We start from the raw sequence: 16,994 nt of genomic DNA on the forward strand, positions 1-16,994 counted from the left end.
TCACCGCGACCTCCGCCCGTCGGCGTAGTAGCGCTGCATCGCCGGGGAGAACATCACCGCGTCGCCATGGCCGTAGCGGGCGTTCTTGCGCGTATCGACCATGGTCAGGACCACGCCCGGAACCCGTCCGCCGGCGGCCAGCACCTGCCGCAGCGCGGTGGCGACCGTGGACCGGGGCGTGTGCATCCAGCGCGTGAGGAACAGCGTCTGGTCGGCATGCCGCGCTAGGCGCCAGATATCGGCCCCGACCAGCGCCGGGGCGGCATCGATCACCACGAGGTCGTAGCCGCGCTCCAGCTGCTCCAGCACCTTCTCCAGCCGCTCGGAGGTGAGCAGGCGCGAAACCTCGCTGCCCCGCGACGCGCCCGCCGGCAGAAGCCACAGCCCTGCCTCCGGGTCGTGGCGGACCGCATCCTCGGCCTTCGTGGCACCGCGCAGCACCTCGGCCAGGCCGGACGCCTCGCCCCCGCTTGCCGCATTCGGCGAGCCCCGGAGGTCGGCATCCATCAGGAGGACGCGCAGGCCCCGCCCGGCGGCGGCGCGGGCCAGCGCCTGCGCCGTCGTCGTCTTGCCCTCGCCCGGCATCGCCGAGGTCAGCAGCACGCTCCGCGGCGGCCGGCCTTCGGCGGGCAGCAGCACCCGGGCGCAGAGATCGGCGGCCGCATCCTCCGCGACGGCGCGGTCGCGCCGCCCCCGCACCAGCGGCAGGATGCCGAGCGGGTTCAGCCCGAGGATGCGCCGGATGTCGTCCATGCTGCGGAAGCCGCGGCTGCGTGCCTCGGCGAGCAGGCCGGCCAGGCCGCCGAAGCCGAGCGAGACGATGAGGGCGAGCGGCAGCAGGATCTTCCTGTTCGGCGCGTAGGGTTCGCGCGGCGCCACGGCGCGCGAGACCAGCCGGGCATTGGCCGCCTGGAAGCCGCTGGCCTCCGGGCTCGTCCCGCGGGCGCGGGCGAGGAAGCTCTCGACGAGCGCCCGGTCGGCCTCCGCCTCGCGCTGGAGGTCCTGCATCTGGACCTCGACGGTGCCGAGCCGGGCGACCTGGGCACGCAGGTCGTCGACGCGCTGGGTCAGGCCCGCCTCGGCCTCGCGGGCAAGCCGCAGGTCGCTGCGGAAGCTGGCGAGGATGCGCTGCGCCTCCGCCTGGATCCGCGCCCGGACATCGGCCAGTTCGGCGCTGGTGGCAGCGAGGGTCGGGTGCCGGGACCCGAACAGCGCCGTCTGCTCGGCCTGGCGGGCGGCGATCTGCGACTCCTGGGCGCGCAGCTGCTGGATCGTCTGGGATCCGAGGACGGCGGCCAGGCCTTCCATGTTGCGCGCGGCGAGAGCCCGTTCGGCCTCTGCAAGGCGGGCCGTTGCCTCGCCCTGACGGGCACGCGCCGCGGTGAGCTGCTGGTTGACCTCGGCGATCTCCTGCCTGAGGAGGTCGGCCTCCCGGTCGCCACGCGCGACGCCACGGACGAGGCCCTGCGCCGCGCGGAACTCCTCGACGGCCCGTGCCGAGGCCCGCGCCCGGACGCGCAGCTCGTCCAGGCGCTCGTTGATCCAGGTATTGAACTCCCGCGTCTCCGCGGCGCGGCGGGCAATCTGGCCGGCGACGTAGAGCTCGGCCATGGTGTTGGCGATCCGCGCCGCCTGCATTGGGTCGGGCGCGCGCAGGCTGATCTCGATGGCGCGCGACCGGCCGATCAGGCTGACCCGGAGATGGCGCAGCAGGCCGCTCACCGCGGCATCGATCGCCTGCTCGTCGCCGGCCGCCGGCAGTTCCGGCGCGGCCTCCCCCGTCAGCGTTCCAAGCAGGGAGGGACGGAGCTCCCGGTTGAAGGTCGGGTCACGCTCCAGCCCAAGATGGCGCACCACCTGCCCGAGCAGCTCGCGCGACTGCAGGACCTGCAACTCGTTCGTCGCCGTCTCGCTGTTGACCGGCACCTCGGTTGCACCTTCCGCGGTGGCGGCGGGCAGCCGCCTTGCCTCGATCAGGACGGTGCTCGAGGTGCGGTAGACCGGCGGCAACGCCGTGACGACGGCCGCGGAAAGGCCGAAGCACAGCGCCGTGGTGGCGCCGATCAGCCACTTCCGCCGCCACATGGCGGAGGACAGGTCACGCAGGATGTTGCGCTCACCATTCGTGGACGACATGTCGGTCACCCATTCCGGTGACTGGCGGGTGCTGATCAGCGGCTCGGTATTCATGGCGTATGTGACGCTCCGGTTTCTTTGCCCCCGCGGCCGGGGCGACATGCGTGAAGGGGAGAGTGGGCAGGCGCGCCGGTTCTGTCGGTGGAGCTAACGCGGGCGCTTAACGCGCATTACGCGGAAGCGGCTTCCCGGGGACAGGCGCGATGCGGTCCGGACTCAGCGCGCGCTCGGGTCGTGCAGCATCTTGAAGCCGGTCTTCGCCAGGATGCACAGGTCGAGAAGCAAGGAGCTGGAGGCGATGTACTCGATGTCGTAGCGGACCCGCTGGGCGAGATGCTCGATCGTGTCGGCCGGGCCGCGGTATCCCTTGATCTGCGCAAGGCCGGTGATGCCGGGCTTGGCGCGGTAGCGCTGGAAATAGGCGGGCACCGCCTCCGCATTCGGGCGTCCCTCGACGGTCATGCCGAGCGCATGCGGCCGTGGCCCGACCAGGGACATCTCGCCGCGCACGACGTTCAGCAACTGCGGTAGTTCATCCAGGCTGGTCCTGCGCAGGACATGCCCGACCGGCGTCACGCGGGGGTCGTTCCGTTCGGTCTGCCGCGCCGCGAGACGGTCCTCGCACTCCACTCGCATCGTACGAAACTTGAAGACGCGGATCACCGAGCCGTTCTGACCCCAACGGTCCTGCACGAAGAGAACGGGACCAGCGCTCGAGAGCTTCACGGCGGCAGCCACGGCCAGCAGAACGGGCGAAAGCAGGACGAGCAGAACCAGCCCCAGAAGGAAGTCGAACACATCCTTCGGGGTGAAAAAGAGGCCGTTCCAGGCGGAACGCCGGCCGTCACCGGCGGGGCCGAAATTGCCAGCGCCGTCCATTGCAAGGGAAGTGGTATCGGATGCCATTGAAATCGCCCTCGGCTCGCCATGGCCGAGGGAGAGCAGCGGCTCCGCATCGGCTTCGATGGAAGCGGGTCTAGGGCGCCAACCTTAGGTCAGCCTGACGCGCTGCTTGCCGCTGCGGAACATCAGGACAGGTTGTCGGCCATGCCTGGCCTTCCGTTGCGGCGATGCGGGCAGAACGGAACCAACGGCGCAGGGCGCCGTTTCGGTGCCTTCGTCGGTGCTCGTTGTCATCATATGCCGGGATGGACCGTCGCGCCGCATGCGTGTGCTCTATATCGAAGACGACGATGTCCTGGCCCGCCTCGTGCAACTCGGCCTCAGGCGCACCGGGCTTGCAGTCGATCACGCGGCGACGGCCGAGGAAGGATTGTCGGCACTCGACAGCATCGCCTATGACGCGGTGGTGCTGGACCTCACCCTGCCGGATGCCGATGGGCTGACCGTCCTCAGGCAGCTCCGGGCGCGACGAAACACCACGCCGGTGTTGATCCTGTCAGCGCGGAACAGGATGACCCAGCGGGTCGCCGGCCTTGATGCGGGGGCGGACGATTACCTGCCGAAGCCATTCGAGGTGCCAGAGCTCGCGGCCCGGCTGCGTGCGCTCGCACGACGGCCAAGAACCCTCATCGGCGCCGAGCTGACCTGTGCCAACCTGACTTACATCCCTGCCGAGCACACCATGCGGGTCGGCGGAAATTCCATCCCGCTGCCACGTCGGGAAGCATCGGTCCTGGAGATCCTGATGCGCAATGCCGGGCGCCCCGTCAGCAAGCCCATACTGGAAGAGAGACTCTACGCCTTCGGGGAGGAAGTGGCCTCGAACGCCGTCGAGGTGCACATCCACCACCTGCGGAAGCGGCTGGCTGCGGCAGGCGTGACCGCGAGGATCGAGACACGGCGCGGCACCGGGTACCTGATCGCCGCGGCAGGGCCGGGCGTCGCGCCGGGGCGGGACGCCTAGCAGGCCAGGCGAGGCGGACGGCCCCGCTCCGGCCCTGGCTGGTCAGGCATCCCGGCCAGCCCCTCCCCTCATCCGCCGGGGAAACGCGCCGGGTCTTGCCAGCCTGCCGTCCCCGGGCATCCGCCCCCGGCCTTCCCTGGCGCAGCGTGCAATCCGGTGACGCAGTCGGGCGTTGACCATCTCCCGCTCCGAACCTGCACCTGGTGACATCGTGCCACTCTCAGACCCGCCCCGGCACCCTGGCCCCGCGCCGATCCCCGGAGGCGAGGCCGAGCGGCTCGCCGCCCTGCACGAACTCGACATCCTGGATACGCCGCCGGAGAGCGCCTTCGACCGCATCGTCGATCTCGCCGTGGACATCTTCCACGTGCCGGTCGCCCTGATCTCGCTCGTCGACTCCGGTCGGCAATGGTTCAAGGCGAAGCGCGGCTGGGACATCGAGGAGACGGCCCGCGACGTCGCCTTCTGCGCGCATGCCATCCTGACCGACGGCGTTTGCCTCGTGCCCGATGCACTGCACGACGAACGCTTCCGCGCGAACCCGTTCGTCGGGCAGGGGCCGAGGATCCGCTTCTACGCTGGCGCGCCGCTCAGGACCGCCGAAGGCCACAGGATCGGCACGCTTTGCATCATCGATACCAGGCCACGCGACGATTTCGGCGAGGTCGGGCGCGCCATCCTCGAGCGCCTCGCCGCACTGGTGATGGACGAGTTCGAATTGCGGAAGGCACGTGTGCGCCTCAGGGAGAAGCGCGGGCGGCTCGAGCGGCAGGCGGCCGAACTCGCAGCTGCCAGCGCCGAGGCCGAGCGGGCGCGGTACCGGCTGCAGGAACTCATCGAGCACCTGCCGGTCGGCGTCGTCCTGACCAATCCCGACCTCACCGTCGCCGCCTCGAACGCAGCCTGCCTCGGGCGGCTCCTCGGCCTGCCGCCCGCCCGCCTCGCCTCCGGGGCACCACTCGAGTCCTTCCTGCGCCTCCTGGCCGAGCGAAGCGCCTCCGGCCCCGATGACGTCGAGGCGACGATCGCGGCCTATCTCGATCCCATCCGGCAGAAACAGGCGCTGCATATCGAGACCGTCCTGGCCGACGGCCGCCGGCTGGAGAGCCGGGGCCGGCCGCTTGGCGACGGAAGCGCGGCCATGGTGCTGATCGACGTCACCGAGGCGCGGGAGCGCGAGCGGGAGCTGGTGGCCGCCAGGGAGGAGGCGGTGGCGGCGAACCAGACCAAGAGCGAGTTCCTCGCCAATATGAGCCACGAGATCAGGACGCCGATGAACGGCATCATCGGCATGAACGCGCTGTTGCTCGACACGTCACTGAGCGAGGAGCAGCGGCACTACGCGACGGCGATGCGCGACAGCGCCGAAATCCTGCTGGCCGTGATCAACGACATCCTCGACGAGGCCAGGCTGGAAGCCGGGAAGATCGAGCTGGTGCAGGCGGATTTCGACCTGGAGGAACTCGTGCACGGGGTGCTCGAGATCCTCGCGCCGCGTGCGGCGGAGAAGAGCATCGAGATCGGTGCCTTCATCCACCCCGGGCTCCCGGCCCGGCTCTGCGGCGACGCCATGCGGCTGCGCCAGGTGCTGATGAACCTCGTCGGCAATGCGGTGAAGTTCACCGAGCGCGGCTCCGTCGAGGTGACGGTCTCCACCGGACCCGCCCCCCCGGACCGGATCGGCCTGCCGTTCGAGGTGAGGGACACCGGCATCGGCCTGCGTGCCGGGGACCGGGAGCGGTTGTTCGAGAAGTTCACCCAGGCGGACAGTTCCATCACCCGCCGCTTCGGCGGCACCGGGCTCGGGCTTGCGATCGCCCGCGGGCTGGTGACGCTGATGGGCGGCCAGATCGGGGCCGAGGGCGAAGCCGGGAAGGGCTGCACCTTCTGGTTCACCGTCGCGCTCCAACCCGCCACGACCGAAGCGATGTCCTCCGAAGGGGTGCGCGCGGCGCTGAAGGGCCTGCGGGTCCTCGTCGTGGACGATGCCGAGATGAACCGGCGGCTCCTCCGCCGGCAGTTGGAACGCGCGGGCGTCGCCGTCACCGAGGCGGAGGATGCCTTCGCCGGCTTCGCGGCCCTGGAGCGAGCCTGGCACCGCGGCGAGCCCTTCGACCTCGCCATCCTGGATCAGATGATGCCCGGCATGCCTGGCGAGGCCCTCGCCGAGCGGATCCGCCGGGATGAGCGCCTGGGCGAGACGCGGCTCGTGCTCCTGTCCTCGCTCGGCGCGCCGTCGCGGGACGACAGGGCCGGCCGGGCGGGCTTCGACGCCATGCTTACCAAGCCGACGCGGCCCCAGACGCTCATGGAGGCGCTGGCGCGCCTCTTCGACCGGGCGACGCAGCGCGGCCCGGTGGCCACGCCAATGCTGCCGCCCCCACCCTTGCGGCAGGCGCCCGGGGTGGGGACGCGCCGTGTCCTTCTCGCGGAGGACAACAAGGTGAACCAGACGCTTGTTGTCTCGCTCCTGCGCAAGGGCGGGATCGAGGTCGAGGTCGCGGAGAACGGCGAGGAGGCGGTGAGGGCCGCGGCGCGCGGCCGGTACGGGCTGGTGCTGATGGATGTGCAGATGCCGGTCCTGGATGGCCTGGAGGCGACGAGGAGCATCCGTGCCCTTCCCGGCGCGGCCGGCCGTGTTCCCATCATGGCGATGACGGCGCACGCGATGCAGGGTGACCGGGACAGGTGTATCGCCGCAGGCATGGATGACTACGTCTCCAAGCCGATCGATCCGGAGGTCTTTCTTGCCACTGTCGAGCGGCTGCTCGCCGGTCCTGGGGGCGGCGATTCCGGCGCGACGCCGGCAGAAGGCCCGGATGGGCCTGGGGCGGCGGAGCCGCCGCTCGTCGAGGAGAGGCGGCTCGATGCCCTGCGGGCCACCCTCCTGCCGCAGGACTTCCCCGATCTCCTCTCCTCCTGGCTTTCCGGCACCGAGAAGGCGCTGGGCCAGGCAATCGGCCTCGTGGAGGCCCGGGACTGGGCGAGGCTCGGCCGCCTTGCACATGGCCTGGTGGGCTCGGCCGGCGTGTTCGGGGCCCTGCGGCTCGAGCAGGCGGCGCGGCGCGCCGAAGAGGCCTGCGGCGAGGCGGCCGAGAACGGCCCCATGAGGCCGGGCGAGGCCGAGCGCGCCGCGGCGGTGTTGCTGGCGGTCGGCCAGAATACCATCGGGGCCATGCGGGCACGCAGGGACGCGCCCCAACGTCATGCCGCCTCCGGCTGAGAACCTGCCGGATGGTTCATCCGGGCTATGACGGGCTCTGGCGGCGGCACCTTCCCGGCCAGGGATGTGCCATGCGCGGCCCACCGGTTTGGCTGCGTCACCCGACCTCCGAAGCGGCCGCTGCGGTGGCCTGCCTGGCCCCACCAGCGGATTGCGTTCAGAACTGAACGCTCATCCGCTTGTGCTCCTTGTTTTCCGAGCAGAGTCACGCCTTCGGTCGTTCACGCCCGTCCGCGATCTGCTCTAGCCATCCTCCACCACCGGCCGCCCGGTCACGAAGCGCCAGTGGTGCCAGAGGAGACGCGCCGCCAGCGACCGCCAGGGCGCCCAACCACGCGCGATCTCCGCCAGCGCCTTCGGCGCCGGCCGCGCCGGAAGGCGCAGCAGATGCGCCGCGCTTGCCGCCAGCGCCAGGTCGCCCCGGGGGAACACATCCGGCCGCGCTTCGGCGAACAGCAAGTGGACCTCCGCCGTCCAGGGCCCCAGCCCCTTCACCGCGGCGATATGCGCGACGGCCTCCTCGTCACCCATCGCCGGCAGCGCCGCGAGATCCAGGCGTCCCTCCAGGCAGGCCGCGGCCAGGGATCGCGCATGCGCCGCCTTGGGGCGCGACAGGCCGGCGACGCCGCAGAGCGTCGCGTCATCCATCGCCAGCAGTCCGGCGGGGTCCAGCGCACCGGGCAGGGCGGAAAGCCGCTTCCAGATCGCCGCCGCCGCCTGGTTGCTGATCTGCTGGCCGCAGATCGCCCGCAGCAGCCCGGGGAAGCCCCTCTGCCGCACCCGCCAGGCCAGCGGCCCGGCCGTTCGCTCGATCACTGCCAGCCGCGGGTCCGCCGCGACCAGCGCCGTGATGCCGGCGCGGGCCCAGGGGGGCGTGGTTCCGGGCGCCTCGGGGCAAGGGGGGGACGGCGGCGGGGTGGCGGGGAAGGAGGGGACCATCCCCGCCGCCGTTAGCAGATCGGCGCCGGGAGGGGGATGGAGAGCGGCGCCGACCGCACCGTGGAAACTGCGCCCGCGATGTTGCTGCGCGAAGCCCCGGCGGGTGCCGAATTGCAACAGCCTGCAACCGGCGTGGCTTCAGCAACATGGCGCAACAGCCGCCCGCGCAATCACCCCGCAGGCGCGCTATGTAACAGCCACCATGGAGCCGCAACCCCACATCCTGGTCGTCGATGACGACCGCGAGATCCGCGACCTTCTCTCGAAATTCCTCGAGCGCCAGGGCATGCGCGTCTCCGCCGCCCGGGACGCGAAGGAGGCCCGGAAGCTCTGGCCGCTCGGCCGCTACCACCTGGTGGTGCTGGACCTGATGCTGCCGGGCGAGAGCGGGCTCGACTTCGCCAAATGGCTGCGGACCCAGGGAGAGGTGCCGATCGTCATGCTGACGGCGATGAGCGAGGAGACCGACCGGATCGTCGGCCTGGAACTGGGGGCCGATGACTATCTCGGGAAGCCCTTCAACCCGCGGGAGCTGCTGGCGCGCATCCGCGCCGTGCTGCGCCGGGCGAATGGCGAGCCGGGCGCGGCCAAGGAGCCGCCGGCCAAGGCCATCCGCTTCGCCGGCTGGACGCTGGAGCCCGCCCGCCGCCGCCTGCTGAACCCGGACGGCGCCGAAGTGCCGCTGACCGGCGGGGAGTACGAGCTGCTGCAGGTGCTGGTCGAGCGGCCGAACCGCGTGCTGACCCGCGACATGCTGATGGACCTGCTGCGCGGCCGCCAGGCCGGGCCCTTCGACCGGGCGATCGACGTCGCCGTCTCCCGGCTGCGGCGCAAGCTGGAGGATGACGGGCGCAACCCGAACCTGATCAAGACCGTCCGCGGCGGCGGCTATGTCCTGGCCGCGACGGTGGAGAAGGGGTGAACCAGCTCTCCCCTCCCCCGCCGGCCGAGGCGCCGGCGCGCCGCCCCTGGCGGTTCTGGCCGCAGAGCCTCGCCGGCCGCACCGCCCTGGTCCTGCTGCTGGCGCTGGCCGCGGTGCAGGCGGCCGGTCTCACCATCCATGCGCTCGACCGCGTGGACCTGCAGCGCTTCGCCCAGGCACGGGAAATCTCCCAGCGCGCCATCAGCGCCTGGCGCACCGTCATGCTCGCCCCGCCGGACCGGCGGGCGCAGATGCTGGCGGAGCTGGAACTGCCGAGCGGCCTCTCCGCCACGCTGGACGAGCTGCCGCTGGCGCAGCCGCACCACCCGCCCATGCCCCTGCCGGTCGCGCGGCTGCTGCGGCTCGATCTCTTCGGCGGCGGCCCGCCGCGCTTCCGCCCGCGGGAGATCCTGACCGCCTGGGTGCCCAACGGCCCCATCTTCATCGCCAGCCTCCGGCTGCCGAGCGGCGAGTGGCTGAACCTGCGCATCCACCTGCCGCCGCCCCGGCCCTGGCATTCCGAGACCTTCCTGATCGCCTTCCTGGCCATGACGCTGGCGGCCGGCCTGCTCATCCTCTGGGCGGTGCGGCGGCTGACCCGGCCGGTGCGGGCGCTGGCGGCGGCGGCCGAGCGGCTGGGCCGCGACGTGAACGCGCCCCCCCTGCCGGAGGTGGGGCCGAGCGAGGTCGCCACCGCCGCGCATGCCTTCAACACCATGGCCGAGCGCATCCGCCGCTTCGTCGGCGACCGCACCCAGATGCTGGCCGCCATCGGCCATGACCTGCGCACGCCCATCACCCGCCTGCGCCTGCGCGCCGAGTTCATGGAGGATGACGAGCAGCGCCGGAAGATGCTCGCCGACCTCGACGAGATGGAGGCGATGGTGGCCGCGACGCTGGCCTTCGCGCGGGACGATGCGGCGGCGGAGCCGACCACAGCGGTCGATATCGCCGCGCTCTGCCGCACCGTGCTGGACGAGGCGGCGGACGCGCATCCGGACCTCGCGGAGGCCATCGCCTATCAGGGGCCGGAGCGGCTGACCGCGCCGGTGCGGCCCGTCGCGCTGAAGCGGGCCATCGCCAACCTGGTCGGCAATGCCCTGGCCTATGGCGGGGCGGCGCGCCTCACCCTGGCACCGCCGGAGGCGCCGGGGCGACCGCTGCGCCTGACCATCGAGGATGACGGCCCCGGCATCCCGCCCGAGGAGCTGGAATCGGTGTTCCAGCCCTTCCGCCGGCTGGAGGGCAGCCGGAACCGGGAGACGGGCGGCACCGGCCTCGGCCTGCCGATCGCGCGCAACATCTTCCGCGCGCATGGCGGCGACGTGGTGCTGCGCAACCGGCCCGAAGGCGGCCTGGCGGCGCTGGCGACCCTGCCGGGCTGAGGCAAGCGGCCGGGCGGGGCCGCGCCCCCGGGCCGCCTGCCGGTGCGGTGGACGCCGATGCGCCGGACGGCATGCCCGGCCGCTGGCGCCCGGCCTCGCGCACCGGTCGGCCGGGGCGGCCGCCGCGCGTGGCAAGGCCCCGCCGCCGCCCGGTCCCTGCAAGCGGCACACCGAGGTGGATGCCGAGGGAGAGGGCGGCTGCCGTGGCGCCTCCCGCTCCACCGGCGGGGCCGGCAGGCCGGCTTGCCGCCGGGTTCACGCCCCATCATGGTGCCGCCACCATGACACAGGGGAAAAGTGGGCATGTTCGACTGGCGCGAAAAGCCGCCGCAGGACGGGATCGTCATCGCGCCGGATGAGCGGCTGCCCTGGCCGCAGACCATCCTGCTCGGCCTGCAGCATGTGGTGGCGATGTTCGGGGCAACGGTGCTGGCGCCGCTGCTGATGGGCTTCGACCCCAATGTCGCCATCCTGATGAGCGGCGTCGGCACCCTGATCTTCTATGTCGCTGTCGGCGGCAAGGTCCCGAGCTATCTCGGCTCCTCCTTCGCCTTCATCGCCGTGGTGCTGGCCGCGACCGGCCATGCGGGCGGCGGGCCCAACCCGAATCTCGGCCTCGCCCTCGGCGGCATCATCGCCTGCGGCGCGCTCTATGCCGTGATCGGGCTGCTGGTCATGGCCACCGGCACGGGCTGGATCGAGCGGCTGATGCCGCCCGTCGTCACCGGCGCGGTGGTCGCGGTCATCGGCCTCAACCTCGCGGCCGTGCCGATCAAGAACATGGCGCCCACGGGCTTCGATGCCTGGATGCAGGCGCTGACCATCCTCTGCGTCGCTGGCGTCGCGGTCTTCACCCGCGGCATGGTGCAGCGGCTGTTGATCCTGGCCGGCCTGCTGCTGGCGAGCCTGCTCTATGCCCTGCTGACCAACGGCATGGGCTTCGGCAAGCCGATCGACCTCTCGGCGGTTGCCGCCGCGCCCTGGTTCGGCCTGCCGGGCTTCGCCGCCCCGCGCTTCGAGGCCGGCGCGATGCTGCTGATCGCCCCGGTCGCCATCGTGCTGGTCGCCGAGAATCTCGGGCATATCAAGGCGGTGACGGCGATGACGGGGCGCAACCTCGACCCCTATATGGGCCGCGCCTTCCTTGGCGACGGCGTCGCCACCATGGTGGCGGGCGGGGTCGGCGGCACGGGCGTCACCACCTATGCCGAGAATATCGGCGTCATGGCGGCGACGCGCGTGTATTCCACCGCGCTTTTCGTGGTGGCGGCGCTGGCCGCGATCGTGCTCGGCTTCTCGCCGAAATTCGGCGCGCTGATCCAGGCCATCCCGCTGGCGGTCATGGGCGGCGTCTCCATCGTGGTCTTCGGCCTGATCGCGGTCGCGGGCGCGCGCATCTGGGTGGAGAACCGGGTGGACTTCGCCGAGCCGCGCAACCTGATCGTGGCCGGCGTCACCCTCATCCTCGGCACCGGCGAGTTCACGCTGCGCTTCGGCGACTTCGCGCTGGGCGGCATCGGCACCGCGACCTTCGGCGCGATCCTGCTGCACGCGCTGCTGGGCGGGTACCGGCGGGGCTGAGCCGCGGGGGAGCCGCCCGGAGCAAGCGCGCCGCTCCCGCCCCCGTGCGGCCTGCGGCGGCGCGCGCATCTCCGGGGACCGTGTGCCGGGCGCCCCATGCCTCGTGGCCTCCGGGCCGGCGATCCGCTCAGGCCAGCACGACCGGCCGCCCGGTCTCTCATTCGGCCTGAGGGGATTGCAGCCTGACCGCCTGCCCCCGGCGGCGGAAGAGCCCGCCGGCCAGAATCATCGCCAGCAGGAGGCAGGAGCCGGCAACCACCAGGATCGCGGTCGTCCCGCCGGCCATGAGGGCCTGGCGCAGGATGGACAGCATGCCGCGGATGGAGGTGAAATTCTCGCCGATCGCCCAGCCGAGGATGAACAGGCCGAGGAACACCAGCGCCGGCCTCCGCGCCTCCAGCCATTCCAGCCACTGCCAGGCGATGGCGGGCAGCGGAATGCGTAGGAGGGCGGTGGCAAGCGCGAGGCCGAGGACATAGCCGATCAGGACATCGGATGCGTAGTGCAGGCCGACATAGACCCTGGCGAAGCTGACAAAGAGGAGGCCCCAGGCAACCGCGAGCATGGCGAGCGGACGCGACCTGGCCCAGATCACGGCAGCGATGGCCGCGACCAGCATGGCGTGGTCGGAGGGCATCGAGCTCCAGTCATCCAGGTTCGCGAAGTAGTCGGTCGGCGGGAAGGGAATCTCCGGAAAGGCGAAGCGCGGCCGCTGGCGCATCGGCAGGAGCAGTTGCAGCATGCGGCCGAAGGCGAGCGCCGCGCCGATGGCGAGCGTGCCGCGCACCACCAGCTCCGCCGAGGCGAGAACGCCGCCCTGCTGCGTCTTTCCCGGGCTTCGCAGCCAGACATAGAGCAACAGCAGGACAAGCGGGGCCATCTTGACCATGTGGTTGCCAACGAACTGGTCGGCGATCCGCATGAAGAGCTGTGCTCCAGGGCCATCGCCCTGCAGCGTGACCGCCGCATCAAAGCCGAGTCGGTCGATCGGGTCCAACCATGACATGACAGATCGATGACACCCCCCGGGATGACTGGCACTACAAGAAGCCGTTCCCGAGCAGCGCAAGGCAGGCCACCCGGCATGCAGGCCGGCCCACGGAAAGTGGCTGCGCCGCCTGCACGCCGGGGATCCCGCCGGCCGCCGCATCCGCCGCGACAGGCCCCGATGGCGGCGGGGCGGGACCGGCCGCTCCGCACCACCCGGTGCCGCCGCCACCTGGCCGGCCGGGCCCCGCCACCGCGCCGGAATCGGCCGCGGCAGGCCGGTGGAGCCGGGCAGCGCATCGCGGGCCAGCGCCTCCATGCCGCGGCCGGGCACGGTTCCTCCCTGCCCGGCGCGCTCCGCGCGGAACCGGCACGCAGCCGGCGCGTGGAAGCGGTGATGCCGGATGAAGCCCCGCCCATGGCCGCGCTGATCGAGGGAAGGCTGGACCGGCTCGGCCTCTCGCCCGAGGAGGCGAGCCGGCAGGCCGGGCTGCCGGCCGATTTCCTGGAGCGCCTGGCGGCCGGCCGGGTGCCGCCGCCCCGCGGCCAGAAGCTGGTCAAGCTGGCGGAGGTGCTGGCGACCAGCGTCTCCTACCTGGTCGGGCTCGACCCCGATACGCCGCCGCCGCCGGAGGTGCTGGAGGAGGAGCAGGGCTCGCTCGGCCTGCTGGCGGGCGATGAGGAGGCGCTGCTGCGCGCCTATCGCCGGCTGGAGATGCCGCAGAAGGCGGCGGTGGTGCTGGTGGTGCGGAGCATGGCGGGGCCGGAGCCGGAGCCGGATGCGGTGCCGGCGAAGCGGGTGGCGCGGCGCCCGGCCTGAGCCGGGGCGGAGGGCGCCGCGCGAGGCGGCGCGGGACCCGCCGCGGCCTGCCGGGGGTGCGGCGCGGCGGGCGGTCACGCCGGCTCCCAGTCCCGCCGGATGCGGGTGCGGCCGCCGGCGATGGCGTGCAGGGAGTGCATCAGCCGCAGCAGCGGGCGCGGCGGCCACCAGCCGGGATGGTCGAAGGCATGCTGCGCGATGCGAAGGCAGACGGGCATGTAGATCTCGGACAGTTCGGGATCGGGCAGCCAGGGGGAAGGCGCCGGCAGGGCGCTGAACAGCCGGAGCTTGCGCGCCAGCATGATGGCCTTCAGCCCCATGATCCGGATGCCGCGCCGCACCGCGCAGCAGGCCCGGTAGGCGAGCGCCCGCAGCGCCGGCGCCGCCCCCGGCGTGGCGACGGCGGCCAGTAGCCGCAGCCAGAGCCCGCGATGCGCCCAGCGCCGGTAGGTGCGCGCGACCGTGTCGGCCTTGCCGAATTCGGGCGGCAGGGCCGACCAGGCCGCCCGCCCGCCGCCCTCCCGCGCCGGGCGCTTCAGCATGACGGCGCGGAAGATGGCATCCAGCCTGCCGCGGACATCGGCCATGCGTTCCCCCGGCCGGCCGGGGCAGGCGAGGCCGCAGCCGGTTTCCTCCAGCAGCGGGACGAGGGCGGCCCATTCCGCATCGGTGAGCGGCGCCCAGGCGTGGCGCGGCGTGAGGCAGGTGAAGGGGTCGAGGTAGAGCCGCCGCCAGAGGTCGTGGCGCCGCATGAAGTCCGCCGGGATGAGGCCGGGAGGCATGGGGGGATCGGGGTGGCGGGGGCGGCGGGGCATGGGCGGGGTCCTCGGCGGCGGCACCAGGACCTGGAACGAAAGCAGAAAATAGGAAAATAGTCAAGGAGGACCGCCGGAGGGGCGCGCGATTGCAGGCCGGGCGGCGCAGTCGCCAAACAGCCGGAAAGGGCGGAATCCGAACTTTCCGCGGCGCCCGCTCCTGAATTGGCTTGAGATGCACATTTCGATCGATGGACCCTGCCCCGTATTTCCGGGAATGCCCGGGCAATCCGCTTGGAGCCGCATGATCAGCGGTAGGGAGGACGTATGACCAAAAGTCACCCCGCTCTCGGCGCTTCTCCGCGCACCGACCTCAACCGACGCGACATCATGACGGCGGGCCCGGCACTTGCTCTTCTCGGTCTGCCCTCGCGCCTTGTCGGAACCGCCCAGGCGCAGTCTGTAGCGAGCGGCACGCAATCCAAGCCGGCCACCGCGGCAACCCGCGCGGCAAACGAGGCGGTCCGGAGTTACTTGAACTTCAACGACCGCGATGACTTCGAGAACGCCACGCGTGGCCTGATCGCGCGGCCCGACACGCTGACGATCCGAGACGCGAAAGGTGGCATCGTCTGGGACCTGGAGGCGTACAAGTCGTTCATCGATGTCGATAAGCCTGCGCCGGACACGGTGAATCCGAGCCTGTGGCGCAATGCCCAGCTCAACATGCAGTACGGCCTGTTCCGGGTGCACGACCGCATCGTCCAGGTGCGGGGCTACGACCTCGCCAACGTCACCTTCGTCCAGGGCGACACCGGCTGGATCATTCTCGACACTGGCAGCAACCTCGAAACCGGGAAGGCGGCCTACGAACTGGTCAGCCAGCACCTCGGCCAGCGGCCCGTCCTCGCCGTCGTCTACAGCCACAGCCATGGTGACCACTTCGGCGGCGTCCGGGGCCTGGTTGATGAGGCGGATGTGCGCGCCGGCAAGGTGCAGATCATTGCGCCGGCGGGTTTCACCGAACACGCGATCAGCGAGTTCGTGATCGCAGGTAACGCCATGGCACGGCGCGGCATCTACATGTACGGGCCTCTCCTGTCGCGCAATCCGCAGGGCGGCGTCAATGCCGGCCTTGGCCAGACGGTTGGTCATGGCAACAGCGGCCTGCTGCTGCCGACGCGCGAGATCAGGCAGACCGGCGAGGACGTTACCATCGACGGCGTCCGCATGGTGTTCCAGATGACGCCGGGCACCGAGGCCCCGGCGGAGATGAACACCCATCTCCCGCAGTTCCGCGCCATGTGGATGGCGGAGAACACGACCAACACCATGCATAACCTTCTCACCCTGCGCGGGGCGCAGGTCCGTGACGGGCTGGCATGGGCGAAGTTCATCAACGAGACGATCGAGCTCTACGGCGACAACACGGAGGTGAAGTTCCAGGCGCACCATTGGCCGATGTGGGGCAATGCCAAGATCATCGACTACTGGAAGAAGCAGCGAGATCTCTACAAATACATCCACGACCAATCGGTGAACCTGATGAACAAGGGCTACACCGGGGTCGAGATCTCCAACATGATCAGGCTGCCGCCGGAGCTCGACAAGGCGTGGTTCAACCGCGGATACTATGGCTCCCTGAAGCACAACTCGCGCGCGGTCTATCAGCGCTACATGGGATTCTACGACGGCAATCCATCAACGCTCGATCAGTTGCCGCCGGAGGAGGCCGCCAGGAAATACGCGGAGTACATGGGCGGTGCGACGGCGGTCCTGCAGAAGGCGAAAGCCGATTTCGACAAGGGCGAGTACCGCTGGGTGGCGGAGGCGCTGAAGCACATCGTCTTCGCAGATGCGAACAACCGGGAGGCGAAGGAACTGCTCGCGGATGCCTATGAGCAGATGGGCTATCAGGCCGAGTCCGGGCCCTGGCGCTCGATCTATCTGCAGGGCGCGCTGGAACTGCGGCACGGGGTGCCGAGTGCCGGCGAACTCAACACGTCCGGTCCGGATACGATCCGGGCGATGCCGCCGGAGATGACGTTCGACTATCTCGCGGTGAAGCTCAACGCCGAGAAGGCGATGGGCAAGAAGCTGTCGTTGACGGTGGAGTTCAGCGACCTGAACCAGGCCTATGCGCTGCTTATCGAGAACAGCGTGCTCAACTACTCGAAGAAGCCGACCACGACGGATGCCAAGCTGACGCTCACCAAGGCGACCTTCGATCAGGTGCAGACAGGCGAGTTGTCGATGGACCAGGCCATCGCGTCCGGCGATCTCGAGATCGACGGCCGCAGGGAAGCGCTGACGGAATTCATCGGCCTGTTCGACACCTTCCCGTTCTGGTTCAACATCGTCACGCCGTGACGGGCGAGC

At 71.1% G+C, this 16,994-nt stretch carries 12 protein-coding genes; 7 read left to right on the forward strand and 5 right to left on the reverse strand.

From position 1 onward, the window contains the following. Positions 1-2,190 carry a GumC family protein gene (locus tag LHA35_RS06375; RefSeq protein WP_226605966.1) on the reverse strand — a complete coding sequence of 730 codons (2,190 nt, stop codon included), beginning with the start codon at positions 2,188-2,190 and terminating at the stop codon, positions 1-3. A 162-nt stretch (positions 2,191-2,352) separates the two neighbouring features. Further along, complete coding sequence (locus LHA35_RS06380) at positions 2,353-3,042, reverse strand: sugar transferase (protein ID WP_226605967.1); 690 nt, start codon at positions 3,040-3,042, stop codon at positions 2,353-2,355. A gap of 106 nt (positions 3,043-3,148) precedes the next feature. On the opposite strand from LHA35_RS06380, the gene LHA35_RS06385 reads away from it, so the two are divergent. Together LHA35_RS06385 and LHA35_RS06390 are read left to right on the forward strand one after the other, a co-directional pair. Beyond that, positions 3,149-4,003: a response regulator gene (locus LHA35_RS06385; RefSeq protein ID WP_226605969.1), complete on the forward strand. Its 855-nt coding sequence runs from the start codon at positions 3,149-3,151 to the stop codon at positions 4,001-4,003. 211 nt (positions 4,004-4,214) lie between these two features. After that, positions 4,215-7,226, forward strand: coding sequence for a hybrid sensor histidine kinase/response regulator (locus LHA35_RS06390; RefSeq protein WP_226605971.1), 3,012 nt, complete (start codon positions 4,215-4,217; stop codon positions 7,224-7,226). A 243-nt stretch (positions 7,227-7,469) separates the two neighbouring features. On the opposite strand, the gene LHA35_RS06395 is transcribed toward LHA35_RS06390, so the two are convergent. Continuing rightward, positions 7,470-8,042: a DNA-3-methyladenine glycosylase family protein gene (locus LHA35_RS06395; protein WP_226605973.1), complete on the reverse strand. Its 573-nt coding sequence runs from the start codon at positions 8,040-8,042 to the stop codon at positions 7,470-7,472. Between the two features lie 325 nt (positions 8,043-8,367). Between LHA35_RS06395 and LHA35_RS06400 the strand changes: the two genes are divergently transcribed. The 3 genes from LHA35_RS06400 (at position 8,368) to LHA35_RS06410 (ending at position 12,053) form a co-directional block, all read left to right on the forward strand. Next, a complete protein-coding gene (locus tag LHA35_RS06400) occupies positions 8,368-9,087 on the forward strand; it encodes a response regulator (RefSeq protein ID WP_226605976.1) in 720 nt (239 codons plus the stop codon). Next, positions 9,084-10,472: an ATP-binding protein gene (locus tag LHA35_RS06405; RefSeq protein WP_226605978.1), complete on the forward strand. Its 1,389-nt coding sequence runs from the start codon at positions 9,084-9,086 to the stop codon at positions 10,470-10,472. Before LHA35_RS06400 ends, LHA35_RS06405 begins: the two co-directional genes overlap by 4 nt. A 303-nt stretch (positions 10,473-10,775) precedes the next feature. Then, positions 10,776-12,053: a solute carrier family 23 protein gene (locus LHA35_RS06410; protein WP_226605980.1), complete on the forward strand. Its 1,278-nt coding sequence runs from the start codon at positions 10,776-10,778 to the stop codon at positions 12,051-12,053. Between the two features lie 157 nt (positions 12,054-12,210). Here LHA35_RS06410 and LHA35_RS06415 read toward each other — a convergent pair whose 3' ends face one another. Next, positions 12,211-13,050, reverse strand: a complete 840-nt coding sequence (locus LHA35_RS06415) for a phosphatase PAP2 family protein (protein ID WP_226605982.1) — start codon at positions 13,048-13,050, stop codon at positions 12,211-12,213. A 387-nt stretch (positions 13,051-13,437) separates the two neighbouring features. Between LHA35_RS06415 and LHA35_RS06420 the strand changes: the two genes are divergently transcribed. Beyond that, positions 13,438-13,860, forward strand: coding sequence for a helix-turn-helix domain-containing protein (locus tag LHA35_RS06420; protein ID WP_226605983.1), 423 nt, complete (start codon positions 13,438-13,440; stop codon positions 13,858-13,860). 74 nt (positions 13,861-13,934) lie between these two features. On the opposite strand, the gene LHA35_RS06425 is transcribed toward LHA35_RS06420, so the two are convergent. Further along, positions 13,935-14,675, reverse strand: coding sequence for a transposase (locus LHA35_RS06425; protein ID WP_226605985.1), 741 nt, complete (start codon positions 14,673-14,675; stop codon positions 13,935-13,937). Between the two features lie 267 nt (positions 14,676-14,942). Between LHA35_RS06425 and LHA35_RS06430 the strand changes: the two genes are divergently transcribed. Further along, positions 14,943-16,985, forward strand: a complete 2,043-nt coding sequence (locus tag LHA35_RS06430) for an alkyl/aryl-sulfatase (RefSeq protein WP_226605987.1) — start codon at positions 14,943-14,945, stop codon at positions 16,983-16,985. Positions 16,986-16,994: the final 9 nt, after the last annotated feature.

This window comes from Roseicella aerolata (assembly GCF_020523605.1).
GTDB classification, from domain to species: Bacteria; Pseudomonadota; Alphaproteobacteria; order Acetobacterales; family Acetobacteraceae; genus Paracraurococcus; species Paracraurococcus aerolatus.